Source organism: Brevibacillus sp. HB1.4B (genome assembly GCF_013284285.1).
GTDB lineage: Bacteria > Bacillota > Bacilli > Brevibacillales > Brevibacillaceae > Brevibacillus > Brevibacillus porteri.
In genome coordinates, this window is sequence record NZ_JABSUT010000004.1 from 433,905 (window position 1) to 458,394 (window position 24,490).

Below are 24,490 nucleotides of genomic sequence, written 5' to 3' on the forward strand. Positions count from 1 at the left end.
TTCATTTTATGTCGTTTTGAAAGAAGGGAGGTTATTGGCTATGTCCACGATGAAAGTCTTGGTTGCCGATGACGATCCAAACGTACGCGAAATTATTCGCCTTTATTTTGAAAAACAACAAATCGAGCTCATCTCAGCAACAGATGGAAGAGAAGCTCTTGAGATGATGGTAAAGGAACAGCCGGATGTGGTCATTCTCGATGTCATGATGCCACAGGTGGACGGCTTTGAAGCATGTCGGGAAATCCGCAAGAAGTGGGATACGCCGATTATTATGCTGACGGCAAAGGATGAGGAGTTTGATCGTGTACTCGGCTTGGAGCTCGGAGCGGATGATTACGTAACGAAGCCGTTTAGTCCACGTGAGATCGTTGCTCGTATCCGCGCGATTATGCGCAGATTGCAGCCAAAGCCAAGAGTAGAAGATGAGGCAGTGCTTCGGACCTTTACTTTTGATCAATTGACGATTGACCTGGATAAACGAGAAGTAATCGTTGCCGGGGAAAAAGTGAGCTTTCGCCCGAAGGAGTTTGATCTGCTAGTTCAACTTGTCAAATCTCCGGGAAGTGTATGGTCACGGGAGCAATTGCTGGAACAAGTGTGGGGCTTCGATTATTTTGGCGATGTTCGAACGATCGATGTTCATATTAAAAAGATCAGACAGCGTTTAGATAAGCTCCCTTATGAATGCATTCAAACAGTTTGGGGGATCGGCTATAAGTTTGGGGTGGATAACTGATGCTAGGCATGTCGAAAAGTATCTATCGCAGACTGCTGGTCAGCTTTTTGGCTACCGTTTTGGTGGGGCTGGGGATTACCGGTATCGTTCTCTCCTTTTTTACGAAGGAGTACATCTACAATGCCAAGGAAGAAGAGCTTTTGCGGATGGCGAAAAAAGTGAATGCCGCTATCCATAACAGTAATGAAGTAAACAAACAGCTCTTGGACAAGCTGGCGATGCTGGACGAGTCATTTGATACCCGCATCTGGTTATTTGATTCGAAAGGAAAAATCGTCGCGACTTCGATGAAGGATGAGATGCTTACGGGCAAGTCCGTGGCAGTTTCCATCGCGGGTAACGTGCTTCACGGAAAAAGCGCGGTAACCGAGCTGCAAATCGAAGGTCTGGATGACCCGATGCTGTCGGTCTCCGTCCCGTGGGGCGAGGGCGAAAACGTTTATGGCGGAATTATTTTGCATGCGCCGATTGAAGGAATTGAGAAAACCTTTGGTCAAATGCGCGAGTCGATTCTGTGGGCGACATTGTTTGGGGTGCTTCTTTCTACGATCATGGTTTCGTATTTGTCATGGTCAATCTCCCGCCCATTGCGAACCATTGAGAGAACAGCGGCTGAAATCGGTCGCGGGAATTATGCAGAGCGCGTTCAGGTCGATACGTCTGACGAGATCAGCGACTTGGCGCAAACGATCAATACAATGGCACAGAAGCTGGAAAAGGTAGAGCAGGAGCGTCATCATCTGGAGCAAGTGCGCAATGATTTTTTGGCGAATGTCTCCCATGAATTGCGGACGCCTCTCACCGCGATCCAAGGTTTTCTCGAGGCGTTGCAAGACGGCTTGGTAGAAGAAGAAGAGGCCCGACAGAAGTATTACGCTGTGATGTACACCGAAACGATGCAAGTGAATCGCTTGGTGGATGACCTGATGGACTTGATGAAGCTGGAGAACAACGAAGTAAATCTGGCCAAATTCCCTGTCGATGTGGCAGATGTCATGAATCGGGTTGCTTTTTCCTTCCATCAAGAAGCAGAGGAAAAAGGGCTTCGCATGGGAGTAGAGGTAGAGGACGAGCTTCCGCGAATTTATGCTGACAAGGACCGGATCGCGCAAATTCTGAAAAATCTGGTGAAGAATGCGCTTAAGTTTACGACTACAGGTGAAATTCGCATGCGTGCTTCGCTGGAAGAGGAATACGTACAGATTCAAGTGATCGATACAGGGATGGGGATTGCCGCAGATGATCTGGATCGCATCTGGGAACGTTTTTTCAAAGTGGATCGGGGACGTTCCAAGAACAATAAAGGGACAGGACTTGGACTCGCCATTGTAAAAGAGCTGGTAGAACTGCATGATGGCAAATGTGGAGTAGAGAGCACGCCTGGGAAAGGCAGTACTTTTACGATATGGCTTCCAAGGATTAAGCCGGAGAACTAAAGCATGATCCACTCCAAATGATCATGGTCATACTTTTTTCATATTTTGATCATCGTTTTTTCCCACTTTCCTTACAGAATGGTTATCTTTGCCCGTTACGATATAGGTGTGACAGCGAGAAGGTCACGAAGCCAAGGAATGAAAGGGGAATGAACATGAACAAAAAATGGTTCTCCATTGCCACTGTCGCATTACTCCTGTCTGGCAGCTTGGTTGCCTGCTCTGACACAACAGGAACACCTGAACCGGCGACACAACCAGAGGGCACGACAAGCGAAACCGCTCCGGGGTCCTCCACTACTGATAGCGGACAATCGACCGATAGCTCGGTTTCGCAAGATCAGTCTACAACGGATGCCTCTGCGGACAAAGGTTCGTCTACAGAAGCACCTGCGACAGATGCCAATTCTGATGCAGGTACCAGCACTGGATCGCCTGGTGCTGCGGGAACTGACAACAGCGGTTCCACTGGACAGGCTGCAACGACTGACGCCAGCAAGAAGTAATCCATTCACGAACTCGAAACACGTTCGTTTGAACTCCTCTACTTCCCTCCCGTTTTATATAACTTGATGACGGCCATAGGTCGTCTTTTTTTTGTCTAAGAAAAGTAGTCGTATTGATGAGAGCCTGGAAGATACTTTGGTGGTATGTGGTATGATTATCCAAAATCATACAGAGCGAGCGGGAGGGAGAAGCATGATCACGTATCCATCGTTAAAAAAGGGCGCTACTATAGGGGTAACTGCGCCATCATCTGGTGTACCAGTGTATTTGCATGAACTAATCAGGCTGGCATGCAGTCGTATGGAGAGCAGGGGGTATTCCATCGTTTGCAAAGATACAGTCTGGACACAGGAAAAAGCCAAGTCAGCTCCTGCCACAAAACGCGCAGCCGAATTGAACTCCCTGATGCAAGAGGAAGACGTCGATATCATCATCCCTCCCTGGGGTGGCGAGCTGCTGATTGAGATTTTAGACAAGCTTGATTTTCAGTCCATGCAATCAAAATGGGTGTTAGGCTATTCAGATGTGAGTGTGCTGTTGCTCGCGATTACATTAAAAACGGGGATGGCTACGGCCCATGGGACGAATCTGGTGGATTTGCGTGGAGCAGATATGGATGAGACGACCGCCATGTGGGAAACGGTTCTGTCAACGAAAGAGGGCGAATCTGTGTTGCAGTACTCTTCCCCGATGTATCAAAAGGAATGGCAGCATACGAATCTTTCGCCGCATATCTTTCACCTGACAGAACCGACTGTATGGAAAACCACAGAGACTACTCCCCACGTAAACATGCAGGGCCGGCTACTTGGCGGCTGTATCGATACCATTCGGCATGTGATCGGCACACCGTATGGGGACGTGCAAACGTTTCAAAAAGAACAGATCGGGAATGAAGCGATCATCTGGTATTTGGAAAACTGTGAGCTTTCTACGACTGATCTGCGCAGATCATTGGTACAGATGAAGCTGGCCGGATGGTTCGATCATTGTGCGGGGATCATGTTTGGGCGCAGTCCAGCGAATCAGGCGGTCGACGGCTATACCGTGGAAGACGTCTATCAGGAGTTGGCTGCTGAGCTGCAAGTTCCTGTCCTCTACGATGTAGATTGCGGGCATATACCGCCACAAATCACGTTTATTAATGGAGCATTTGCTGAAGTGGAGCTATCTTTCGATAAAGGAAGCGTCCGGCAATATTTTCGTCCATAAGCATAAGAAAACGAGGGCTTCCCAACGAATGGGAAGTCCTCGTAGCATGTAAGCATACATAATTTTTAGCCTTGCTTCTCGTTGTAATGGGGGAGAGGATGTTCCTTCGTCGATTCACGTGTTCGCAGAGTGGACAAGGCGACACCAAGGAAAATAAATGCGCCGCCAGCGAAAAAGCCAACACCCAAATGTTCATGTAGCAACAGCCAGCCTAAACATGCACCGACAATGGGCTGAACAAAAAAGAACCCAGCCCCACTCCCTGCGGGCATCAGCTCGAAGCCTTTGTTCCACAAATAAAAAGCACCTGCGGTAGAAATCATCCCGATATAGAGAACGCCTGCCCAGATGTCCCAACCAAATTGCCAGGAGACAGGCGTGACAGACAGCTCCCAAAACATGAGCGGACTCGTAAAGATGATGCCAAACAATGCTACGTAGGTAGTGACTAACAGGGACGAATAGCGTTGCGTTGCCTTTTTGCTGAGAACGGTATACAATCCCCAGCTAATCGCTGCTACGAGCAAAATCAGGTTGCCTGTCAGGGAAGACTGGGCGTCAGCTTGATCTGGAACACCGATGACGATGATCACACCAATCGTCGCTAACAAAATACCCGCTGCCTGCTTCAAATGGATGCGCTCCTTTAGTAGCCAGACCGCAAAAATGGCAATAAAGGCAGGCGATGCGGAGGTAATCAATGCACCCATGTGGGCAGTAGACAGCTTGGTACCAAGAAATTGCGCGGCGATTGAGATCGTGACCCCGACGAATGCGATGGCCATCAGTAGAGGATAATCCTTTTTCGCGACACGCTCCTTGTGAGCAACGGTAAATGCCCCCAACACGACTAAAGCAATGCAAAAGCGCAAAATCAATAGCGTGAACGGTGGAATCACTTCCAACACGACCTTGCTGACTACATAAACACCGCCCCAGATCGCTGCGGCGAGCGTTAGGCAGACAGCACCCAAAAACATTTGCTTCCATTGTGATTGTGACATAACAGGTCCCTCCCGGAATAATGAATCAATCATTCGAGCGTTATTCCGTAGCCGGGAGGCAGTAAGAGAACCGCTTCCTCACCGACTAGGAGAGGAGGGTGGGCACATCATTTTCAAAAAGGCGACGGTTCATATATTTCACCTCCTTACTTTGTAGGGGTTAGCCACTTGGCTACCAGCAGCACCGGTTGTGTCAGACGACCGACTGGTGCCTCCACCTGACGATACTGCTCATAGCCAAGCCGCCCCCAGAAAAGAAGAGTGGGTTCATTATGCGCAATGACACCGTGATGAACATGCTGACTGCCATGTTGGATGCAGTAGTCTTCTATGAGCGCCACTGCCTCTTTTCCAAAGCCCTGCTGCTGATAGTCGGCATGCAGTAGCAAGAGACTAATCCAGCTTTTTGGATCGTTTTCACTGGAGAGGACGATATGGATGACTCCGATGATCGTACCTTCACGAGTAATGGCGAGCCAATGTCCGGAAGGTATGCGTATGGTGGCGTCATATTCGGCTTCCAGTTCAGCAAGACATACTGTACTCATGCCGTTTCGAAGCTGATTGTACTTTGGATTACTGTTGTAGGTGGCGAGTAAGTCGGGTAAGTCCTCGCGCAGCAATTCGCGAATGATGAGCCGCTCACCTGTCAGAATGAGACTCATTGAGGTCCTCCGTACTTGCGGATAAGTCCAATCTGCCCGCCGTGGTAGCCCATATGATAGATCAGACGACCAAGTGCCTGACGGGGAGTCAACGTGGCAATCGGTGCTTCACAGGGGATGTCCCACGCGTCTTTTGGCAGGGTAGCCAGAGAATCCAGCAAGTGGTGGTAGGCAGCCTCTTTGAAAGCAAGCAAGGCAGACAAGTCGGTAAAATTTCCTTCATCCTTTACAGGTCCAATTGTAGTGAGGGTGATTTCGGACGGGATTGCTCTGCCGAAAAACATCATACAGAATCGATATTCAACTTCCGCGGTGTGATGAATCAAAAATCCGATAGAATTGGAGCCCGGAGCCAGCTTCCAGCCAAGCTCGGCTTCATTCAAATCGACGAGTGCATCCTGATACCGAGAGCGAGCTGTTTGCAAGGTCGGCAATAGTTCTTGTTCGAACATCCAATCTTCCTTTCTAGTGGTTTATTTTTATTATAGGAAAAAGATCAGGAAAGAACAGCATGATCATTCGGAATATTTTGAATGAATGTTCACTCAGCTAGCTGAATTCGTTATACTGAAGAAAAACAAGGAGTGAGAACGATGGCTCATCGCTATAATTTAACTGTGCGTTCTACTGATATTGATGTAATCGGACATGTAAACAATGCTAAGTATTTAGAGTACATGGAGTGGGCGCGTTTTGAGTGGATATGGGAGCAAGGATTTACACTGGATGAATTGAGGCGACGGGCCATCATGCCGGTAGTGGTCAATATAAATATTAACTACCGCAAAGAGTTGAAGATGCGTGAAGAGGTAACGGCGCTTACTACGGTGATCAAGGTGGGTGAAAAAAGCTTCGTCATCCGCCAGGAGCTGTACAACGCTGCAGAGGTATTAGTGGCGGACGCCGATGTGACAATGGTCATGATCGATGCGAATACACGCCAGTCTATTTCTTTGCCAGTTGAGTTGAAAGAGACACTGCTTGTGGAATTGCCTAAAAGCTAAAGGCATCAGGATGACTTGCGAATGAAATCTCGGCGGAAATTATTCCATTCGAGAGCGCGCAGCGCCAATGTCTCCAAGATACGCTCATGGCGATCTTGACCTTCCTTTAACTCAGCAACATCCTGCTTTAGTTCGGCAACATCGTTTTTTAACTGGTGAACGTCCATAGTCAAAGCTTCCATCTTGGCATCCAATTCGTCCTGCCGATCCATAAGAGCATGAGAAACCAAACGCAACTCATTCATACCCTCTATCAAAATATCCAGTTTTTCGTTAGACATGTTTCCACCTCCTTTTTCCGTTACAATGATCATAACAAAAGACAGAGTCATATGCACAATGAAACAGCAAGAAAAAGGGAAGGGGACGCAACTCAGCCATGTCCAAATTTACAACAATCCTATTTGATCTCGACGACACTCTCTTCGATTTTTTAGCTTGCTGGGAGAAAGGGATGCAGCAGACAATCGCGGCACATGCACTTACAGCAGAACTAGACCAAGAGAAATTCCTTGAGGGTCTGCGGCGCCACGGAGATGATTTGTGGGGAGATGTGATTGCCAAACGCTACGATTTTACGCAATACAGAAGGTTACGTTTTCAGCGAGCCATGGCTGATTGTAACCGACAGATTGAAGTGGAGCAGGTCGACGATTTTCAACGCGCCTATCAGGCGGCATGTATGGATGCAGTTCAGCCAGATGTCACTGTTCAGTCTACCATTGCGAAGTTGGCAGAAGAGCATACGCTAGGGATTGTCACCAATGGCCCTGTCGATATGGCTTTTATCAAAGTGGAGCGGTTGGGTTTGTCTGCGTATTTTCCTCGGGAGCGGGTGTTTATCTCCGAAATCATCGGACATCATAAGCCTGATCTACGCATATATGAACATGTTCGTGAAAAACTCGGTGTTGAGAGCAAACAGGTGCTGTTCGTTGGAGATACGTGGGAGGCAGATGTAGCAGGCGCGATGGACGCAGGCTTCTCAGCTGTCTGGATCAATCCAGGTGGGAAGAAACCTACTTCCGAGCATCAGCCACTCGCTGTCATTGAACGACTGGATCAACTTCTCGCAATCTTGTAGAAAAAAGCAGCCCGTTGCCCCATAGCTGTTTTCGGTGGCAATCGAGCTGCTTTTTTCTAAGTATTTTCTTGCTTCTTTTGTTCCTCACGTTTTGCGTACTGCTTTCTCATGAAAAGGATGAGAGTAACAATAATCAGCCCAATTAAAATCCCAATAGCTCCCGATGAAAGATTTCCCCAAAAGATTTTATACAGTAACATCCCTGTCAGGATAACGGCAAACTCCAGATATCTACTGGCCATGCGAATCTCCCCCCATTTACATGAGCCTGATTATCGATGGTTTCTACTAACCTGATCTTTCATTTTTTCATGATGACTCTTCCTGTACTTTGTGATGAAAAAGATGAGATTGAGGACAATCAGGCCAATCGTGATTGACATACTTCCGGTGGTCACGCTTTTTCCTATCGAGATGTTGAAAAGCAGCATCCCGGATAGAAGCAGGGCAAAAACGAGATTAAGCATCATGAGCTTCTTCCCCCATAAAGATTCGTTCGAGCGAAGGTACTTCAACGTTCACGCCATAAATATCCACGCGTCCCTGAACAAGAGCACGAACGAGGGTTGCCACTTTTTGATCATCATCGACCTGGATCGAGAGACGCCCGTCTTCCCAAATTGTATTGCGCCCGAGTGACTCAATAAAGGTGCGCAGGTTTCCAGAATCCTCTGTAGCAAAAGCCGAGTGGCGCACATGCACAGATCGCCATGCCTGATGGGCAGCTTGCAACTCATCGAGAGTGCCGAGAGAACTGATATTTCCGCTTTTCATGATGGCGATGCGAGTACAGATTTTCTCGACTTCATTCAAATTGTGCGAGGTCATGAAGATCGTTTTTCCTTGTTGATGGAGCTTGCGCAGCAAATTTTGAATATGCAGGGCTGATTCGACGTCTACGCCAGAAGTAGGTTCATCAAGGAAGATGAGCTCTGGGTCTCCGACTAATGCTTGGGCAATCCCCAGCTTCTTTTTCATCCCGAAGGAAAAGGTTTTGGCTTTGCGGGATGCATGCTCCTCAAGCTCAACAGCTGTCAGAAGGCGCATGCATTCTTCCTTTGTCAGTGTGACGCCTTTTACCTGAGCGAAATAGTGCAGGTGCTCCGCAGGTGAGAGATGGTCGTAGAAGGTGGAGTAATCAGGCAGTACGCCAATTCGTTTTTTCCATCCCTCTGTATGGGCATCTTCTCCAAACATGCGAATGGTGCCTGCTGTCGGAATCAGAATACCTGTCAGCATATTGATAAAGGTCGATTTTCCTGCGCCGTTTCGACCGAGGAATCCGAAAATCTCCCCGCTGTGCACAGTAAGACTGACGTCATTCACGACCGTGCGATTGCCAAAGCGCTTGTTCAACTGTATGGTCTCGATCATTGCCATTAACAATCCCTCCGTCGGAATAAGTACATAGAAGCGATTAGGAAAGCTGCTGCATAGAGCCATATGAAGCCGGTCCAGGCGCCGCCTTTTTCCATAAATGAAAAGGGTGTCAAATATTTAATCCATGGTGCTGCTGGGTGACTGGAGAAGGTGCTCCACAGACCGAGACCTGGCATAATCAGTGCGATCACAATTCCCAAAAACATCGTGTAGCTGGGGCGAGGTATCACGAGCGAGAGCAGCAGTGCCAGCGAGATGCAATAGATAAGCAGGGATACGCAGAGGTAAAAGGTCTTGGCGTCAAACGTTTGCACGGTGGCGAATACTACGCCAAACGTAATAAGCATGCAGGTTAGCCAGAAGAACGCCACTCCGAGAAATTTCCCTAAAATGATCTGATTACGTGAGGTCCGGGTGACGAGAAAGCGAATCGTCCTGCCCGCTAGCTCACGATTTATGACATCATGGGACAGGCTGAATACAAACAACGGCCCAAACAGCATGATAAGTACAAAGATACCAAGCGCATGTCCCTGCGCCAGCTCCTGTTGTGGCAGAAAGCTTGCTGCCTGATTGACGAGGTCAGAAACCAAGTACGAGATGCCTACGATAAAGGCAACGGTAATTAACGATTTGATACTTTTAAACAACCGAAAAAATTCGTGTTGGCAAATAGCCCACATAGGTGAATCCGCTCCTTTCTCCTTCATCATAATGGCCAGACCTTTCCCCTACTAAAACGCTACCTTACCATTTCCTTATCTTTTTTGTTGGTGTCGTTTCTCATGGTAGAATGAATGACAGCAGGGGAGGGAACGGATATGGAGAAAGAAGCAAGAATCTTGCTGGTAGATGATGAAGAAGCGATTTTGCAGATGCTCCAAACAGTGCTGAAAAAGGAAGGCTTTGTCCAGATCGATACATGTAGGACAGCAGCAGAGGCGATTCGTCTCGTGGAGGAGAAGACATACGACTTGTTGATTCTGGATGTGATGCTGCCTGATAAAAATGGATTTGAGCTGTGCGGAGCAGTGCGCCAGCGAACAAAGGCACCAATCTTTTTTCTGACAGCAAAGGGCACGGATTTTGATAAATTAAGCGGATTCGCTTATGGAGCGGACGATTATATTACGAAGCCGTTTCATCCGTTAGAGGTCGTTGCCCGGATGAAGGCTCATCTGCGCAGAACCTTGGGGGGATCTGCTCCATCGACGGAAGAAAAACGCTTTGATTTTGGACGTTTTCACGTAAATGTGGAGGCAGCCGAGCTGTTCGTGAACGGAGAGCGAGTAGACTGCCCGGCGCAAGTATTTTCCTTGCTCGTCTTCTTCTGCCAGAATCCAAACCGAGTATTTACGAAAGAACAAATATACGATCATGTATGGAAAGACGAGTACGGAATGTTTGATGAAAATACAGTCATGGTGCACATTCACAAGCTGCGCCAGCGCATAGAAGAAAATCCGGGACAGCCAAAGCTCTTGGTCACGGTGAGAGGGCTGGGCTACAAGCTGGTTAGCCCGGCAAGACAGTCATGAATTTGCGGAACAAGCTGATCTTTCAATATGTCCGGCAGCTGTTCGGATTTCTCCTCGTTTTACTGCTATTTCTGATTATCGCGATGCTGGGGTTAGGCTGGCGGATCATGAACGAGCAATTGTCCATCGATTTGTCGAGGCTGGATGCGTCTGATTTGACGTTGAAGATTGATTATGAGGGGGAGCGTATTCACGTCGAGCCGGAAATCGAGAAGAGCGTGGCGAGACATCAAGGCTGGTTGCAGATCATCGACAAGCACGGCAAAATTCTGTACAACTATCGGACACCTGCTGATGTTCCCAGTCAATTTGGGCCAGGGGAGTGGATCGCTTATGTAGAAAATCGTGATGCTTCTCGTTATCACATCACACATTGGGTCATTAACCAATTTGACGAGAACATGATCATCCTTTATGGAACACCCGCTCCCGAAAAAGAAATGATGAAGCGCCTGATCGCAGCAAAAACGGGAAAGAGCAAGGAGACATGGAACGAGTTGAACGAAAGCTTTTCCCAAGAAAAGGCATGGTACTTGGTATACGATCGTGCGGGGAAACTCATCCATCAATGGAATCACCCGAACGCTTCCGCCCAGTTAGACATGACGGAAGTTCTTCAGAATGGTGAGACAGCCAAAAATGTTCCTGTTCATATCACTAGCAGATATGACAAAAATAGCGATTTGACATACGTAGTGGGCATTCCGAATTCAACCTATCAGTCTGGTGTCCAAGAGACGTCTGAGGATGCCATGGTCAAGGAAACGTTCCTTCAGATCGGTATTGTTTTGATCCTGGTCGTTTTATTCGCAGGTAGCTGGTATGCGTGGCGGGTAGGTAAGCCGCTCTTGCATATGGTGAATTGGCTGGAAAGACTGGCCCAAGGTCGCTATGAGGAGCCCATCGGGAAAAAAGGAAAACCAATCGGAAGGAATTGGCGAGGGAAAGAAAAGAAATCATTTCGTGTGTTCAAGGATGTGTTTGACGCTCTCCGGCATCTGAGTGAAACCTTGCGTTCCAATGAAAAGCTTCAACGAGAGATCGAGCAGACGCGAGAGGAATGGATTACCGGGCTCTCCCATGATCTCAAGACACCTCTGAGCTCGATTTACGGTTATGCTACCTTTTTGGAGTCCGAACAGTACGAGTGGGAGAGAAAAGAAGTCAGCGAATTTGGGAAAACGATACGGGAAAAGTCAGACTACATGAACGGGCTGATTGAGGATTTGAATTTGACCTATCGACTTAAGAACCAAGCTTTGCCGATGGTCAAACAACCTGTCGCGATCGTAGAAACCATTCGCAGGATTGTGGTGGATATGGTGAACGATCCGAGCTCTTCTTTGCATGACATCGAATTTTCGGCGAATGTCCAATCGATAACAGCCGAGGTCGATCCAATCTGGTTTCGCCGCATCATCGTCAACATTTTGACAAACGCGATCAAGTATACCCCGACAGGTACACACGTGCTCGTAGAGGTACAGTCGATTGCAGCAGATCAATTTGTCGTCAAAATTGCCGACGATGGTCCGGGAATGGATGAGACGACACTGGCCAATCTGTTCGAAAGATACTACCGAGGTGGGCATACAGGAGAGAATACCAGTGGAACGGGGCTGGGCATGGCGATAGCCAAGCAGCTCGTCTTGGCTCACGGAGGAGAGATTACGGTGGACAGCAAGCTGGGTAGCGGAACTGTTGTCATAATGACGTTTCCTGCGGTCACCAGCTAGCTGGTTTCTATAAGGAAAGCCAAGGGATTCGCATTGTCCCTTGGCTTTTTCTAGTATTACGGTTTCGAAATAAACGTTTGAATGACCTTGCCATCCTCTTGACGCTCTTGATAGTGATGGGCTGTGTAATCGCGGATGCTGGTACGCCAAAAGCTGATGGCAGGCATGTTGTTTTCCAATTGAAAGACTTCCCAGGCACCCGGGAACATTTTGAAGATTTGATGGGAGACCGCTTTTCCGATCCCCTGCTGACGGTAGCGTTTCATGATAAAAAACTCAGCAATGGAGTGGATGGATGGCAAATCTGGATCAGAGGTTGTGAGCATGCGGACAAGGACAAACCCGGCCAGCTTACCATTTACCTTGATAAAAAAGGGATGGCGTTCTGGTTCTACCCAATACTTCTCAAAGTAGTCATAGCCAAACAAGCCGTTGTCATCTACTTCGAAAGGCTCAAACTCAGTGAAATCGTACGTATACAGCTCCAACAGTTGCTTGAGAGCGTGCTTCTGTTCAAAAGGAACTCGTTCTATCGAGAATGCGTGATTCACTGAGAAAACCTCCTTCATCCATGAGTGATACGAATATCGTACTCTATTTATCAGCTTGTGGAAACATATGGTAGACACTTCTTTACAGAACGTAATTACAAAAATACCCTATAGAAAGACTTTTTCAAAAGTCTGCTCTATAGGGTACACTTTTTTCCCTCTAATGAATCGCTTTCTTCTTAAACTGCCCACCGCGCACATCGTGAATATTGCCGACAGCCAAGAAGGCATTCTCGTCAACTTCTTCCACGATCAGCTTCAGCTTGGCTTCTTCTAATCGTGTAATAATGCAGAAAATTACTTTCTTGTCGTCTCCAGTATAGCCGCCTTCCCCATTCAAATAGGTCACACCACGGCCCAGACGAGCAACAATCGCATCTCCCAAATCCTTGTGATTGTCGCTAATGATCCATACCGCTTTCGACTCCTGGAAGCCTTCGATGGTCAGATCGATCATTTTGAATGCAATGTAGTAGGCAATCAGCGAGTACATCGCGCGATCCCAACCGAATACAAATCCGGCACTGCTCAAAATGAATAAGTTCATGAACATAACGATCTCACCAACGGAGAACGGAGATTTCTTGTTAAGTAGTACAGCGACGATCTCTGTACCATCCAGAGAGCCTCCATAGCGAAGAACAAGTCCTACACCAATCCCGAGAAGTATGCCGCCAAATACAGCTGCAAGCAGGGGATCATCCGTTAGCCCTGGGACAGGGTGAAGGAGTGTCGTTCCAATTGACATGATCGTAACCCCAAAGAGGGTCGAGAGTGCAAACGTTTTTCCGATTTGCTTGTACCCTATGATTAAGAAGGGCAAGTTAAGCACGAAAAGGAAAACGCCAAGAGGCAATCCAGACAGATGCGAGGTAATAATCGAGATACCTACGATTCCACCGTCGATAATATTGTTCGGTACGAGAAAAATCTCGAGTGCTACCGAGAACAGGGAAGCACCAATCAGGATACCGAAGACCCTCTTGAGCAATTTTCCAATGGGTAATTTCTGATGAGTCGATTTTGCAAGTGGTTGTTCCATCGTTCCTCTCCCCATTGTGAAATTTTTTACTTACTTAGTTATTATAGCATTCATTCTTATGCGATTACTGCACAATTACACTTTTTAGTAAAAAATATTCCATTCAGACTTGTTCAGACTCATTTATACGCTTAAAATCTCGTTCAGCATGAAAGTGGAGATAGCGAGTGTTTATATTGACTGGTTATACAGAAATTGCTATTTTCAAACTGTTAGGAAAATAGTTGGGGGGAAGTTTAATGGGTTTCTTCAAAACGGAGATAGAAGTATCATCATCCATAGAGCTGGTTTGGTGGGCATGGACACGAAAGGAACGGCTTGTTCAGTGGTTTGCGCCTGATGCAACGATTGAGCCGTATCTGGGCGGAACGTACGAATTGTACTTCCATCCAGCCAATCGCGACCAGATGGGGACGAAAGGGTGCATCATTACCCATTTTGAACCGAAGGAGCGTTTGGGCTTTACATGGAAGGGACCGGATGAATTCGCATATACCATGAATCACGAGGATGCCTTGACTTACGTGCTTGTCACCTTGTCTGAAGCAGAGGGGAAAACGCAAGTATTGGTCGAGCATTTCGGTTGGAAAGAGGGAGAGGAGTGGGAAAAGGCTCGGGGATGGCACGAAATGGCTTGGTCTCATGTTTTGGGGAGCCTGAAATCTGCACTTGAATCGGGCAAAGGAGATCTGTGCTGCTCTCCACAGGCTGCCCATCAAGGGTAGATTTTGAAGATTCGTCCGTCATGGCGAGCCAATGTGATGATTACATATACAGACTATGAGGGACAATCAGATAATAGACGTGATCTTTGCACTTACTCGTTTTGATAGGAAAAGAGGAAACATGGATGACGGTATCGATACTATTGTTTATTTTAGCGGGATTGGCCGAAATCGGCGGGGGATATTTGGTATGGCTTTGGCTAAAGGAGTCCAAGCCATACTGGTACGGTATCGTCGGGGCGCTGATCCTGGTGTTGTACGGAATCATTCCTACGCTTCAAAGCTTCCCTTCCTTCGGGCGGGTATATGCCGCCTATGGAGGGGTCTTTATCATTCTTGCTGTTTTTTGGGGATGGCTGGTGGATAAAAAGACACCTGATTTGTATGACTGGGTAGGCGCTATTATCTGCCTGATCGGAGTGAGCGTCATCTTATGGGCGCCGCGCCAATAACTTTGGAGTGGAGGCTGAAATGAAAAGCTTCGAGGAATTGTACTGCGAAAAGGATTCAGCGATCGAAGAGATAAAAAAATGGCAGTCAGCATCAGACCGAAAGATTACCCTTCTTCCATCTGAACAGGAGAAAGGGGAAAAACAGCTTGTTGATTTACAAGTAACGACGAGGTCAACTCTAGGGGCTGTTGCTTTTGAAACAGGCGGGATTCTGATTCATCAAGGCTGGCTCCGGATTCTAGGGTCCGGCCATCCGAATTTACCCCGTTCCATCACTTCTTGGAATCAGCAATGTGCCATGAATCAGATGCTGTTGGTAGCAGACGATGTCATAGGGGGATTCTTTGCGATTAATGGTGGAATGTTTCCAGATTCGGTAGGCGGTATATGGTATTTTGCTCCGGACAGTCTCGCGTGGGAGGATCTTGAGATTGGCTATACCGACTTTTTGCACTGGGCAATGACGGGGGATATCCACACGTTTTATGCGACATTTTTCTGGAAGGATTGGGAGAAGGACGTTTCCAAGCTAAAAGGGGATGAAATGTTCGCGATCTATCCTTTTTTGTGGTCAAAAGAAGCGCGTGAATTAACGATGGAGGGGTGCTCAAAAAAGCCGGTACCTGCATGGGAAATTTGGGAGATGAACCAGAAGGTTGTGTAAAGGAAAAAAGAGCGGCCCACGAAGGACCGCTCTTTTGCTTTTATTGTTTGGTTGCTGCAACTTCAGCTTGAGCGCTATTATGATGATCCAAGTACTCATCTGGACCGATAATTCCCGCAGCACGATCTTGTTTTTCTAGTTCAAGTGCTTTCGGAACGGAGAGCCAGTAAGCAAAAGCAATCCCGATAATACCTGCACCCAATTTACCAATCATAACCGGCAAGATAATGTTCGGTTGGAAGTTTGCCGAGAAGGACAAGTGGTCACCCAGCAAGAAAGCGGAACAAACCCCGAAGGAAATGTTGATAACTTTGTCTTTTGGCGGCATGGAACGAATGAGACGGAACATAGCCAGGATGTTCGCGCTAGTTGCGAGCAAGCCTGCACTACCAGAAGGGCTCATGCCCAGCTTATTACCCAATGCTTCGAGTGGCTTCGCTGCATATTTACGCAGCATGTAAACCATTGGGAACGCACCTGCGAGCATGATACCGATGTAACCAGCGGTCTCCAACGCACGGTATTGATCGGTTGGATCGGCGATGATTGGATCGAAGCCCCAAGCTCCGAAAATCTTTGTAAAGATGCCAGTAAAGTGTTGCACGATCGAGAATACGAGAACGAGCTTGATAGCTGCATCCATTGTCTTCCCGAAAATCATGAAGCCTTTAATCATCAAGTCTGGCAGGAAACGCAGACCAGCAGCAATCGCTAGTACGAAGAACAAAATCGGTGAAAGGTTCAGAAGTACCTGTCCGAAGCCAATGGCAAAAGCATAAGTCGATTCAGCGTTCGTCGAGATTTCAGCACGAACCTCTGCATTTGTCAAAACAAGAATGGCACTAGAGATAAAAGCACCAATCGGAACAGTCAAAATACCGGACATTACGCCAAGCGCCATGTATTTATGGTCGCGCTTGTCCAACATAGCAAGTCCCATTGGGATGGAGAACACGATCGTAGCACCGGCCATCAGACCGACGATCATCGCCATAACCCATCCTTCTGTGGAGGTCTTCAGGAGGTTTGCCAACTGATAGCCACCCATGTCAGATGCGAGAATCGCAGTTGCCGCAATCGCAGGATCTGCTCCAATTTTGTTGAAGATGGGTGATACCGCTTTTTCTACGAACCAAGAGATGTACGGTAGGGACGCCATAATACCGGCAGCAGGAACGAAGATGTAACCTGTTGAGTGAATCCCTTCCATGAACTCCTTACCGAGACCCTCATCGGCGTTGCGAATCGCGGCAATGGCACCAATCACTGCACATAACATGATGATGTAAATAATGACGCTTCCAATGTGCTCCATGGATATCCCACCTTTTTGCGGATGTAAACAATAAAAGCACTTAGGACCTCATCAATGAATGAGATAGACCCTAAGCGCCTTTGCTTACTTTGTATGAACTTGTTTACAGGTAATGGCAATAACAACCAGCTGGAACCGCTTTCATAGCTCGCTAAAAATAAACAAAAAATACAAATCACGTTTATTTTATTGTGTCATTTTAGAAACTTATGCTAGAAAGCGCCGTTGCTTTACTCTGCATTATAAAGTGATTATATGGGGAGGCATGGCTAATGTCAACTGCTCTTTAGGAACAAAGAACGAATTTTGCGAAGAAAAAAAGCTAAAAAAAAGCTGAAAAAAAAAGCCGCCCTTGTTATTCGCAAGGGCAGCTTTATGTGTAATTTACAGTTTTGTTACGTTCTCAGCTTGTGGACCACGGTTGCCTTCAACCACGTTGAATTCAACGCGTTGGCCTTCTTCGAGGGTTTTGAAACCGTCGCCTTGGATTGCGCTGAAGTGAACGAATACATCGTTTCCGCCTTCAACTGCGATGAAGCCATAACCTTTTTCTGCATTGAACCATTTAACTGTACCTGTTTGCATGGGTGTTACCTCCAACAAAATAAAATGAATATGTAACTTTTATTTATGGATAAAATAAAATTCACACATTGTAAAAGGTTCAAACATAAGTGTAAACCCTTTACAATATGTGAACGCTTTAAATAAGAATCTTTTGTTTAAGCTAATACTATCACAGAAGAAAGAGGAAAGCAATCGCTCAATACATGAAAGGACGGCCCGAATACGAAATGATCAGAGCCGTCCATTACAACATTGAACAAAATGTTACTTAGGAAAAGAACTTCACTCTCTCATCCAAAGGCTGGAATTGTTTTTCACCTGGTTGAGCGGTTGGTTTGCCAAAAGGCATTTGTGCTCGCAGCTTCCATTCGCTCGGGAGGTTCCACGTTTGTTGGATTTCTTCATCGATGAGTGGATTGTAATGCTGCAAGGAAGCACCGAAGCCCTCGATTTCCAGCGCAGTCCACACAACATATTGAAGCATGCCGGAAGATTGCTCGGACCAAATCGGGAAATTATCTTTGTACGCTGCGAATTGTTGCATGAGGTTTTCGACGACGCTCTGGTCTTCAAAGAAAAGAACAGTGCCGTAGCCGCTACCGAAAGCGTTCATTTTTTCTTCCGTGGCCCCGAAATTTTCGGCGGGAACGATTTTACGCAGTGTTTCTTTGGTAATGTTCCACAGCTTATCGTGCTCCGCACCCAAGAGGACAACAACGCGAGCGCTTTGGGAGTTGAATGAGGATGGTGTGTACTTTACTGCTTCCTGCACGATTTCTTTAATACGCTCGTCAGATACAACATTTTCCTTGCTGATCCCATAGTACGTTCTTCTGTCTTTTACGGCTGCAATAAAATCCTTACCCACTCTGCATTCCTCCTGCAACTTGTTTTTACACTAACATGATGCATTGAAAGGGAGAAGCTTATTCAATGCATGGTTCCTTACATTTCGTAATTAAATATAAATTCTTGTGAAACTGCTGTCAACATTTGGGTGTGCTGATAGCGATAAGTAAACTTTTTTTCGGTTAGAATGGGATGATAAGGCTCGAGTTAGTAAGGAGGAAATGATGATTACCAAAATGGCAACGGTAGCTGTTTACGTAGAAGATCAACAACGCGCAAAAGTGTTCTGGACAGAAAAGGTTGGATTTGAAGTCAAGCAAGAGCACCCGATGGGACCAAACAGCAGTTGGCTGGAGGTAGGACCAGCAGGTGCACAGACTGCTTTGGTACTCTATCCGAAAAGTATGATGAGCAACTGGCAGGAACAAAAAGCCTCGATCGTTTTTGAATGTACAGAAATTGAAAAGACGTACGAAACGATGCGCACAAACGGTGTTGTTTTTCAAGGCGAACTGAACAAGATGCAGTGGGGGACCTATGCGACTTTTCAGGATGAAGATGGCAACAGCTATTTGCTAAAAGGATAAGCGGAGTGAAGACCTCTGGCCAAATGCGGCTGGAGGTTTTTTTTAGGACGAATCAAACAATCGCGCGAACGAGGTAATACATGTGCGTAGTTGGTAGACCATCAGACGTCGCATAGTGGTCAAAAATCGGCATAACACTCTCCATGTGCTGTTCGATGGCGGACGAGAGAATAGTGGGACTTTGTCCGAAGCAACGCATGCGAATGACATCGAGCGGGGTCTGAAGATACTCGGTGGCGATCACCGTCTGAATATCCACTCGGTGAAAAGCAGCTTGTCTGAGTCTCTCCTGCAAATTTTGCAGGATCGGAGTGTCCACTGGACGTGAACCAAATAAATGAGGAAACCATTCGAATAATTCGGCGGACAACTGATCGCCCGGATGTAATCCGATGAAGGAGCCTCCTCTTTTAACGACGCGTGCTATATCTGGATAGGCGGAGGTAGGTCCCTTGCGATTGTAGGCGCAATCGAACGTATCGTCATGGAAGGGGAGAGTATATTTCGTATTGGTGACAACGAAGGAGACATTTTCGGGTGTTTGCGTGCGGGCCTTTTGCACAAAGTTTTCTGTCACATCTAAGCCGACAATTTCTTTGACAGAACGGGTCCAGTGCAGTGTGAATGCACCATGTCCGCAGCCGATGTCGAGAACGGATTGATTCGGAACCATGCGACTAATTTCTTCCATAAAAAGCGACTCGCCATTCGGTTCCGTAATGGTAGAGCGCCACGGGTATACGTATTCACCAGTCATTTCGCCCAGCTGAGTGTACCAGGCCAAAGAGTGGGGGGCGAGCCAGTCGGGATGGGTGTTTGGATTCGGTGGATGAAGCATGATCGGTCACCTCTCATCTAACGAAAATGCACAACAGGTATCATTGTAATAATTTCCCTGTCTTTTGACAAACTCTTTAAACGGCTTTACACGAACGAAAAGTAGCGATAACGTGGAAGATGGAAAGCGGTTGAAAGGAGCCAGGGCAAATGATTTTGTCACAACAATATAGAAGCATTCTGATCGTGACCTCCGTTGACGCAGAACGGGATGCAGTAATGCGCGGCATTCAAGGGGATGAGCGTTTCACAGTCATCGCTGGGGGAGTAGGGCCAGCGGCAGCCGCAGCGAGTACAGCCAGAGCGCTTGCTTGCGCGGACTACGATCTGGTCATTTGTGCAGGAATATGCGGTGGATTCGTGGGAGAAGCAGAGATTGGGTCGCTGGTTGTCGCGACAGAGATTATTTGTGCGGATTTGGGGGCAGAAACGCCTGAGGGTTTTTGCAGTGTGGACGAGCTGGGATTTGGATCAGCTCGGGTAAGTGTCGATCAAGAGATGGTCGAACGGGTCACGGAAGCAATGAAGGTGGCAGGCTTGGTCGCCAAAAAAGGCATTGTACTCACACTATCAACCGTGACGGGAACAGCGGAAACAGCGGCGGCTTTGGCACAGCGGATGCCAGACGCGCTAGCTGAAGCGATGGAGGGGTATGGGGTTGCGACTGCTGCCCAGGCTGCCAAACGACCTGTTCTGGAAATTCGCACGGTATCGAATGCAATTGGACCGCGGGATAAATCCGCTTGGCGGATAAAAGATGCGTTGGAATCACTGGAAAAGGGAAGCTCTGTACTACGGGAGGTACTATCATGAAAATTGCGTTTTCACCATGTCCGAATGACACTTTTGTTTTTCATGCCTGGGCACATGATTTAATTCCGGGAGCGCCAAAGCTCGATATTATGTACGCAGATATCGATATTACGAATACGCTTGCTGCACAGGGGGAAGGCCCAGAAGTAATGAAAATCTCCTATGCGGCATTGCCTTGGGTGATGGACAACTACTCGTTGCTCCCTTGCGGCGGTGCACTGGGCAGAGGATGCGGGCCACTCGTTTTGACCCAAGGAAATTCTGGCGAGAGTGCGAACGATCCAGCACGCCTGTCCAACAAACGTGTAGCAGTTCCGAGTGAGCGCTCCACAGCTTATTTACTGTTCCGGCTCTGGGCTGCACAAAATGTCTCGGGTGGTGTAGGGGAGATCGTCGTCATGCCGTTTCATGAGATTATGCCTGCTGTACGTGACGGCAAGATCGATGCGGGACTCGTGATCCACGAGGCGCGTTTCACGTATCAAAACTACGGGCTGTCTCTTATGACTGACTTGGGCAACTGGTGGGAGTCTGATACGAATTTGCCGATTCCGTTGGGGGCCATCATCGCGAAAAAATCAATGGACATCGAGGCTCTGACCAATTGGACGCGCTCCTCTGTGGAATATGCTTGGGCGAATCCGACCGCATCACAACAATATGTCATGTCCCATGCCCAAGAGCTGTCCCTGGAGGTAGCGCAAGCACATATTAACTTGTACGTGAATGAGTTTACGAGAAATTTGGGTAACGATGGTTATGCAGCAGTCGAGGCTTTGCTCGGTCGTGCAGCCGAGGAAGGGCTTGTACCAGCATTTGATTTGTCGACATTACGGCGATAACTGATTCAATAATCGGAGGGGGCAGCTTGCAGAGTTGCCCCCTTTTCCTGTTCGAGTAAAGCGTTATCCAGCGTAGATCAATCCACATGCCAGTCGTTTTCCGCTATTACCTGCCGGCTGCGAATGGAAGTCATCGGGACTTTGATGAATGATCACGCTTCTGCCGACCACATCTGCTGCACTGATTTTGTTTGTGAAAAAAGTCATTCGTGCATAGCCGTCATTGGAAAACAGCACAGGGAAGTCGCCTACGTGGTTGCCATGTGGCTGATGCGTGGGGTTCCAGTGACTGCCTGCTGCGGTAAAGGGATCTTCCGGATTTCCTACCGTACAGACGCCATGCTCATGTAAATGAAAACCAAATGGCCCGATTTGCAGGTGATTGCCGGAAGCAGGCTGGAAATTGGGAAGACCGCTGACTTCCACGAACACTTCGGTGCCGTAGGGGACATCGGTAAACACAACGTAGCCGTGCAGGTTCGGTGCCAGTGGACCACCCTGAATTTCGGCAAAAGATTGTCCTGTTCTCCGTCCATGTTGTGAGGATACGGCTCGTAAGTCATGCTCATATGGGTATTCATAAGGCTGATATCCGTACATGTTACACACCACCTTACATTTATCCAGTTTGCCATATCTTATGTAAGGGATGGGCACATGGTTACTGGGCTGCGTAGGAGAACATTGACGCTGATAATTATTTTCATCTACAATCAGGTGGAATTCCCCGGCATGGGCAAAAGGGTGGGCAAAACGTGAAAAGAGTGCTGCTGATAGAAGATGAGATCAATATGGCCCGATTTATTGAACTGGAGCTGCGCTATGAATCGTTTGCGATTACAGTCGCGCATGATGGACATAAAGGACTCGAGCTCGCTTTACAGGAAGAATGGGATGTCATCTTATTGGACGTCATGCTTCCGGGGCTCGATGGTATAGCAGTTTGTCAAAAAATACGCAGCGTGAAAAAAACGCCGATTATTATGCTGACAGCCAGAGACAGCATTACGGACCGCGTCTCAGGCTTGGATAGTGGTGCCGATGATTATATTCCGAAGCCATTCGCGATCGAGGAGTTGTTGGCACGCATACGCGTTGTGTTTCGCCGTCAGGAAGAGAAGGAGAATGTCCCCCAAACCTTGCTTGCGCACCGAGGGCTGGTGGTCCAAATGGAGGGGCGTATCGTCACCAAAAATAATCAACCTGTTGAGTTGACCAAAAGAGAATACGATTTGCTCGTGACGTTCATGAAAAACATCAATCGAGTCCTGCCTCGCGAGGTGCTACTCGATACCGTATGGGGATTCGAGGCGGCTGTCGAGACCAATGTTGTCGATGTGTACGTTCGGTATTTGCGCAATAAAATCGATTCTCCCAAAGAGGACAGCTATATCTCGACTGTACGCGGGATTGGCTACGTAATGAGAAAATGAGAGGACCATCGAGATTCTTAAAGCTCCCGATTAAATGGAAGCTGACACTTTGGTCGTCACTTCTGCTTTTTCTCGTATTCATTGGCTATAATAGCTTCCAATATTTTTTTGTAGAGAAGTGGATGTTTAATAATGAGCAGCAGGTTGTGCAACAGACGATGCGAGAGTTCCTGAACTACGCTCTGGAAAAAGAGCAATCTTTTGAGGGAGAGGACCTCGCAGAGTTGCGCAGCTTCCTGGAGAAAATCAATCAACGAAACCAGATGATTCGCATTCTGGACGAAGAGGGTAATCCGATTGTCGTGGTCTCGGAAAACTTTCAAGATATCCCACTGCCAGCGCTTCCGCCTGTTCAGTCGATTCGCACCCAGACCCAAGAAGTACGTGATGACCTGTTGATCATGAGCAGTCCGCTTACGATCTTTCAATTTAACGGGACAGTCATGATTTTGAAGAATATGAAAGAGTTTGAGCAGTTGAGTGGTGCGCTTTTTCAGGTCATGGCAATTGGGTGCTTGACCGCTGTGATCATAAGTGGTTTGGGGGGCAGATTGCTCGCGCGACAGTTGCTTAGGCCCCTGCAATCGATGAATGAAACGATGAGCAACGTCCGGCAAAAAGGATTCCATGAACGTGTGCAGTTTCACGATAATCAGGATGAGATTGCGACCTTGATGAAAATGTTCAATAAAATGATGGATCAGGTGGAGCGGTCCTTTTTGCAGCAGAGACAATTCGTCGAAGATGCCTCACATGAGCTGCGCACGCCGATTGCGATTATCGAAGGGCATCTGGGAATGCTACGGCGTTGGGGCAAAAATGATCCAGCTGTTTTGGAGGAATCCTTGCAGACATCGATTCAAGAGCTCGCCAGACTAAAAGGACTGGTGCAGGAACTGCTCGCTTTGACGAGAGCGGAGCATGTGGAGATAGAAGAGGATGTCGCGCTCCGTGATCCGGATCGGGCTGTCTGTCACATGATCAAGAAATTCGCCATGATTCAGCCGACATTTACGATTGAGCAAGAACTTGCACCTTTGGCTGGAGAAATCCTTGCCATATCAGAAGAACACCTGGAGCAAGTGTTACTGATCCTTTTGGATAATGCGGTCAAGTATTCCGGGGAGAGCAGAAGAATCTGCGTGAGGGCCAAGGTGCAAGAAAATGTAGTCTGTATGGAAATCATAGATGAAGGAATCGGCATACCCGAGCAGGATTTGCCGTATGTCTTGGACCGATTGTATCGGGTAGACAAAGCGAGAAATAGCGGGGAAAGCGGGCACGGACTCGGACTGGCGATTGCCAAACGATTGCTTGCGCGTTACAACGGCAGCATAACGATTCAAAGTGTGGAACAGAAAGGGACGACAGTGACTGTTTTTGTACCGCTTCGTCAGTGAGTTTCACCCGATCCACCTATCACGAAAAATAATTAGGGGTGTTTTTTTATTTTCACAGCATTTTCTCATTTTTGTTCGTTACAATAAGCCTTGTCAATTGGCAATGAT

General features: G+C 47.5%; 31 protein-coding genes. 16 read left to right on the forward strand and 15 right to left on the reverse strand.

The annotated features are described in order from the left end of the window. Window positions 1–40 precede the first annotated feature (40 nt). The 4 genes from HP398_RS12660 to HP398_RS12675 all read left to right on the forward strand — a co-directional run bounded on the left by HP398_RS12660 (window position 41) and on the right by HP398_RS12675 (window position 3,894). On the forward strand, window positions 41–739 hold the full coding sequence (locus HP398_RS12660) for a response regulator transcription factor (RefSeq protein WP_173622741.1): 699 nt from the start codon (window positions 41–43) through the stop codon (window positions 737–739). Continuing rightward, window positions 739–2,175, forward strand: coding sequence for a sensor histidine kinase (locus HP398_RS12665; protein WP_173622742.1), 1,437 nt, complete (start codon window positions 739–741; stop codon window positions 2,173–2,175). Before HP398_RS12660 ends, HP398_RS12665 begins: the two co-directional genes overlap by 1 nt. Window positions 2,176–2,330: 155 nt before the next feature. Next, window positions 2,331–2,681 carry a hypothetical protein gene (locus HP398_RS12670; RefSeq protein ID WP_017250046.1) on the forward strand — a complete coding sequence of 117 codons (351 nt, stop codon included), beginning with the start codon at window positions 2,331–2,333 and terminating at the stop codon, window positions 2,679–2,681. A 193-nt stretch (window positions 2,682–2,874) separates the two neighbouring features. After that, on the forward strand, window positions 2,875–3,894 hold the full coding sequence (locus HP398_RS12675; protein WP_173622743.1) for a S66 family peptidase: 1,020 nt from the start codon (window positions 2,875–2,877) through the stop codon (window positions 3,892–3,894). Between the two features lie 65 nt (window positions 3,895–3,959). On the opposite strand, the gene HP398_RS12680 is transcribed toward HP398_RS12675, so the two are convergent. The 3 genes from HP398_RS12680 to HP398_RS12690 form a co-directional block, all read right to left on the reverse strand. Beyond that, window positions 3,960–4,898 carry a DMT family transporter gene (locus tag HP398_RS12680; protein WP_173622744.1) on the reverse strand — a complete coding sequence of 313 codons (939 nt, stop codon included), beginning with the start codon at window positions 4,896–4,898 and terminating at the stop codon, window positions 3,960–3,962. A 146-nt stretch (window positions 4,899–5,044) separates the two neighbouring features. Continuing rightward, window positions 5,045–5,563, reverse strand: coding sequence for a GNAT family N-acetyltransferase (locus HP398_RS12685; RefSeq protein ID WP_173622745.1), 519 nt, complete (start codon window positions 5,561–5,563; stop codon window positions 5,045–5,047). Then, window positions 5,560–6,015 carry a DinB family protein gene (locus HP398_RS12690; protein WP_173622746.1) on the reverse strand — a complete coding sequence of 152 codons (456 nt, stop codon included), beginning with the start codon at window positions 6,013–6,015 and terminating at the stop codon, window positions 5,560–5,562. The genes HP398_RS12685 and HP398_RS12690 overlap by 4 nt, the downstream gene beginning before the upstream one ends. Before the next feature lie 141 nt (window positions 6,016–6,156). Here HP398_RS12690 and HP398_RS12695 point away from each other — a divergent pair, with 141 nt between their 5' ends. Further along, a complete protein-coding gene (locus tag HP398_RS12695) occupies window positions 6,157–6,567 on the forward strand; it encodes an acyl-CoA thioesterase (RefSeq protein WP_017250051.1) in 411 nt (136 codons plus the stop codon). Between the two features lie 5 nt (window positions 6,568–6,572). Here HP398_RS12695 and HP398_RS12700 read toward each other — a convergent pair whose 3' ends face one another. Next, window positions 6,573–6,848 carry a hypothetical protein gene (locus HP398_RS12700; protein WP_026043211.1) on the reverse strand — a complete coding sequence of 92 codons (276 nt, stop codon included), beginning with the start codon at window positions 6,846–6,848 and terminating at the stop codon, window positions 6,573–6,575. Between the two features lie 98 nt (window positions 6,849–6,946). Between HP398_RS12700 and HP398_RS12705 the strand changes: the two genes are divergently transcribed. After that, entirely contained in the window at window positions 6,947–7,651 is a 705-nt protein-coding gene (locus HP398_RS12705; protein WP_173622747.1) for an HAD family hydrolase, read from the forward strand. A 56-nt stretch (window positions 7,652–7,707) separates the two neighbouring features. Here HP398_RS12705 and HP398_RS12710 read toward each other — a convergent pair whose 3' ends face one another. The 4 genes from HP398_RS12710 to HP398_RS12725 are packed head-to-tail and all read right to left on the reverse strand — an operon-like array spanning window position 7,708 to window position 9,744. Then, a complete protein-coding gene (locus HP398_RS12710; protein WP_017250053.1) occupies window positions 7,708–7,893 on the reverse strand; it encodes a hypothetical protein in 186 nt (61 codons plus the stop codon). A gap of 30 nt (window positions 7,894–7,923) precedes the next feature. Beyond that, window positions 7,924–8,121, reverse strand: a complete 198-nt coding sequence (locus tag HP398_RS12715; protein ID WP_017250054.1) for a hypothetical protein — start codon at window positions 8,119–8,121, stop codon at window positions 7,924–7,926. Beyond that, window positions 8,111–9,031 carry an ABC transporter ATP-binding protein gene (locus tag HP398_RS12720; protein ID WP_173622748.1) on the reverse strand — a complete coding sequence of 307 codons (921 nt, stop codon included), beginning with the start codon at window positions 9,029–9,031 and terminating at the stop codon, window positions 8,111–8,113. Before HP398_RS12720 ends, HP398_RS12715 begins: the two co-directional genes overlap by 11 nt. Beyond that, window positions 9,031–9,744, reverse strand: coding sequence for an ABC transporter permease (locus tag HP398_RS12725; protein WP_017250056.1), 714 nt, complete (start codon window positions 9,742–9,744; stop codon window positions 9,031–9,033). The genes HP398_RS12720 and HP398_RS12725 overlap by 1 nt, the downstream gene beginning before the upstream one ends. A gap of 108 nt (window positions 9,745–9,852) precedes the next feature. Between HP398_RS12725 and HP398_RS12730 the strand changes: the two genes are divergently transcribed. Next, window positions 9,853–10,569: a response regulator transcription factor gene (locus HP398_RS12730; RefSeq protein WP_173622749.1), complete on the forward strand. Its 717-nt coding sequence runs from the start codon at window positions 9,853–9,855 to the stop codon at window positions 10,567–10,569. Beyond that, complete coding sequence (locus HP398_RS12735) at window positions 10,566–12,305, forward strand: sensor histidine kinase (protein ID WP_173622750.1); 1,740 nt, start codon at window positions 10,566–10,568, stop codon at window positions 12,303–12,305. Before HP398_RS12730 ends, HP398_RS12735 begins: the two co-directional genes overlap by 4 nt. Before the next feature lie 56 nt (window positions 12,306–12,361). On the opposite strand, the gene HP398_RS12740 is transcribed toward HP398_RS12735, so the two are convergent. Next, entirely contained in the window at window positions 12,362–12,856 is a 495-nt protein-coding gene (locus HP398_RS12740; RefSeq protein WP_173622751.1) for a GNAT family N-acetyltransferase, read from the reverse strand. A gap of 160 nt (window positions 12,857–13,016) precedes the next feature. Next, complete coding sequence (locus HP398_RS12745; RefSeq protein ID WP_017250060.1) at window positions 13,017–13,898, reverse strand: YitT family protein; 882 nt, start codon at window positions 13,896–13,898, stop codon at window positions 13,017–13,019. A gap of 239 nt (window positions 13,899–14,137) precedes the next feature. Between HP398_RS12745 and HP398_RS12750 the strand changes: the two genes are divergently transcribed. The 3 genes from HP398_RS12750 to HP398_RS12760 all read left to right on the forward strand — a co-directional run bounded on the left by HP398_RS12750 (window position 14,138) and on the right by HP398_RS12760 (window position 15,739). After that, the gene (locus HP398_RS12750; protein WP_173622752.1) at window positions 14,138–14,623 is read left to right on the forward strand and encodes an SRPBCC family protein; all 486 of its coding nucleotides are present in this window, start codon (window positions 14,138–14,140) and stop codon (window positions 14,621–14,623) included. A gap of 125 nt (window positions 14,624–14,748) precedes the next feature. Continuing rightward, the gene (locus tag HP398_RS12755) at window positions 14,749–15,075 is read left to right on the forward strand and encodes a YnfA family protein (protein ID WP_106833682.1); all 327 of its coding nucleotides are present in this window, start codon (window positions 14,749–14,751) and stop codon (window positions 15,073–15,075) included. 19 nt (window positions 15,076–15,094) lie between these two features. After that, entirely contained in the window at window positions 15,095–15,739 is a 645-nt protein-coding gene (locus tag HP398_RS12760; protein ID WP_173622753.1) for a DUF2625 domain-containing protein, read from the forward strand. 40 nt (window positions 15,740–15,779) lie between these two features. Here HP398_RS12760 and eutH read toward each other — a convergent pair whose 3' ends face one another. The 3 genes from eutH to HP398_RS12775 all read right to left on the reverse strand — a co-directional run bounded on the left by eutH (window position 15,780) and on the right by HP398_RS12775 (window position 18,489). Continuing rightward, on the reverse strand, window positions 15,780–17,054 hold the full coding sequence (eutH, locus tag HP398_RS12765; RefSeq protein WP_017250064.1) for an ethanolamine utilization protein EutH: 1,275 nt from the start codon (window positions 17,052–17,054) through the stop codon (window positions 15,780–15,782). Window positions 17,055–17,438: 384 nt separating this feature from the next. Beyond that, on the reverse strand, window positions 17,439–17,639 hold the full coding sequence (locus HP398_RS12770; protein WP_007725380.1) for a cold-shock protein: 201 nt from the start codon (window positions 17,637–17,639) through the stop codon (window positions 17,439–17,441). A 250-nt stretch (window positions 17,640–17,889) separates the two neighbouring features. Further along, window positions 17,890–18,489 carry a nitroreductase family protein gene (locus HP398_RS12775; protein WP_017250065.1) on the reverse strand — a complete coding sequence of 200 codons (600 nt, stop codon included), beginning with the start codon at window positions 18,487–18,489 and terminating at the stop codon, window positions 17,890–17,892. 205 nt (window positions 18,490–18,694) lie between these two features. Here HP398_RS12775 and HP398_RS12780 point away from each other — a divergent pair, with 205 nt between their 5' ends. Further along, on the forward strand, window positions 18,695–19,057 hold the full coding sequence (locus HP398_RS12780) for a VOC family protein (protein WP_017250066.1): 363 nt from the start codon (window positions 18,695–18,697) through the stop codon (window positions 19,055–19,057). Window positions 19,058–19,109: 52 nt separating this feature from the next. On the opposite strand, the gene HP398_RS12785 is transcribed toward HP398_RS12780, so the two are convergent. Next, on the reverse strand, window positions 19,110–19,895 hold the full coding sequence (locus HP398_RS12785; RefSeq protein ID WP_017250067.1) for a class I SAM-dependent methyltransferase: 786 nt from the start codon (window positions 19,893–19,895) through the stop codon (window positions 19,110–19,112). 149 nt (window positions 19,896–20,044) lie between these two features. Between HP398_RS12785 and HP398_RS12790 the strand changes: the two genes are divergently transcribed. Together HP398_RS12790 and HP398_RS12795 are read left to right on the forward strand one after the other, a co-directional pair. After that, the gene (locus HP398_RS12790) at window positions 20,045–20,707 is read left to right on the forward strand and encodes a futalosine hydrolase (RefSeq protein ID WP_017250068.1); all 663 of its coding nucleotides are present in this window, start codon (window positions 20,045–20,047) and stop codon (window positions 20,705–20,707) included. Next, complete coding sequence (locus HP398_RS12795; protein ID WP_173622754.1) at window positions 20,704–21,549, forward strand: 1,4-dihydroxy-6-naphtoate synthase; 846 nt, start codon at window positions 20,704–20,706, stop codon at window positions 21,547–21,549. The genes HP398_RS12790 and HP398_RS12795 overlap by 4 nt, the downstream gene beginning before the upstream one ends. A gap of 63 nt (window positions 21,550–21,612) precedes the next feature. On the opposite strand, the gene HP398_RS12800 is transcribed toward HP398_RS12795, so the two are convergent. Beyond that, window positions 21,613–22,149: a superoxide dismutase family protein gene (locus HP398_RS12800; RefSeq protein ID WP_017250070.1), complete on the reverse strand. Its 537-nt coding sequence runs from the start codon at window positions 22,147–22,149 to the stop codon at window positions 21,613–21,615. A gap of 155 nt (window positions 22,150–22,304) precedes the next feature. Between HP398_RS12800 and HP398_RS12805 the strand changes: the two genes are divergently transcribed. Further along, entirely contained in the window at window positions 22,305–22,982 is a 678-nt protein-coding gene (locus HP398_RS12805; protein WP_017250071.1) for a response regulator transcription factor, read from the forward strand. Next, window positions 22,979–24,382, forward strand: coding sequence for a sensor histidine kinase (locus tag HP398_RS12810; RefSeq protein ID WP_017250072.1), 1,404 nt, complete (start codon window positions 22,979–22,981; stop codon window positions 24,380–24,382). Before HP398_RS12805 ends, HP398_RS12810 begins: the two co-directional genes overlap by 4 nt. Window positions 24,383–24,490 lie beyond the last annotated feature (108 nt).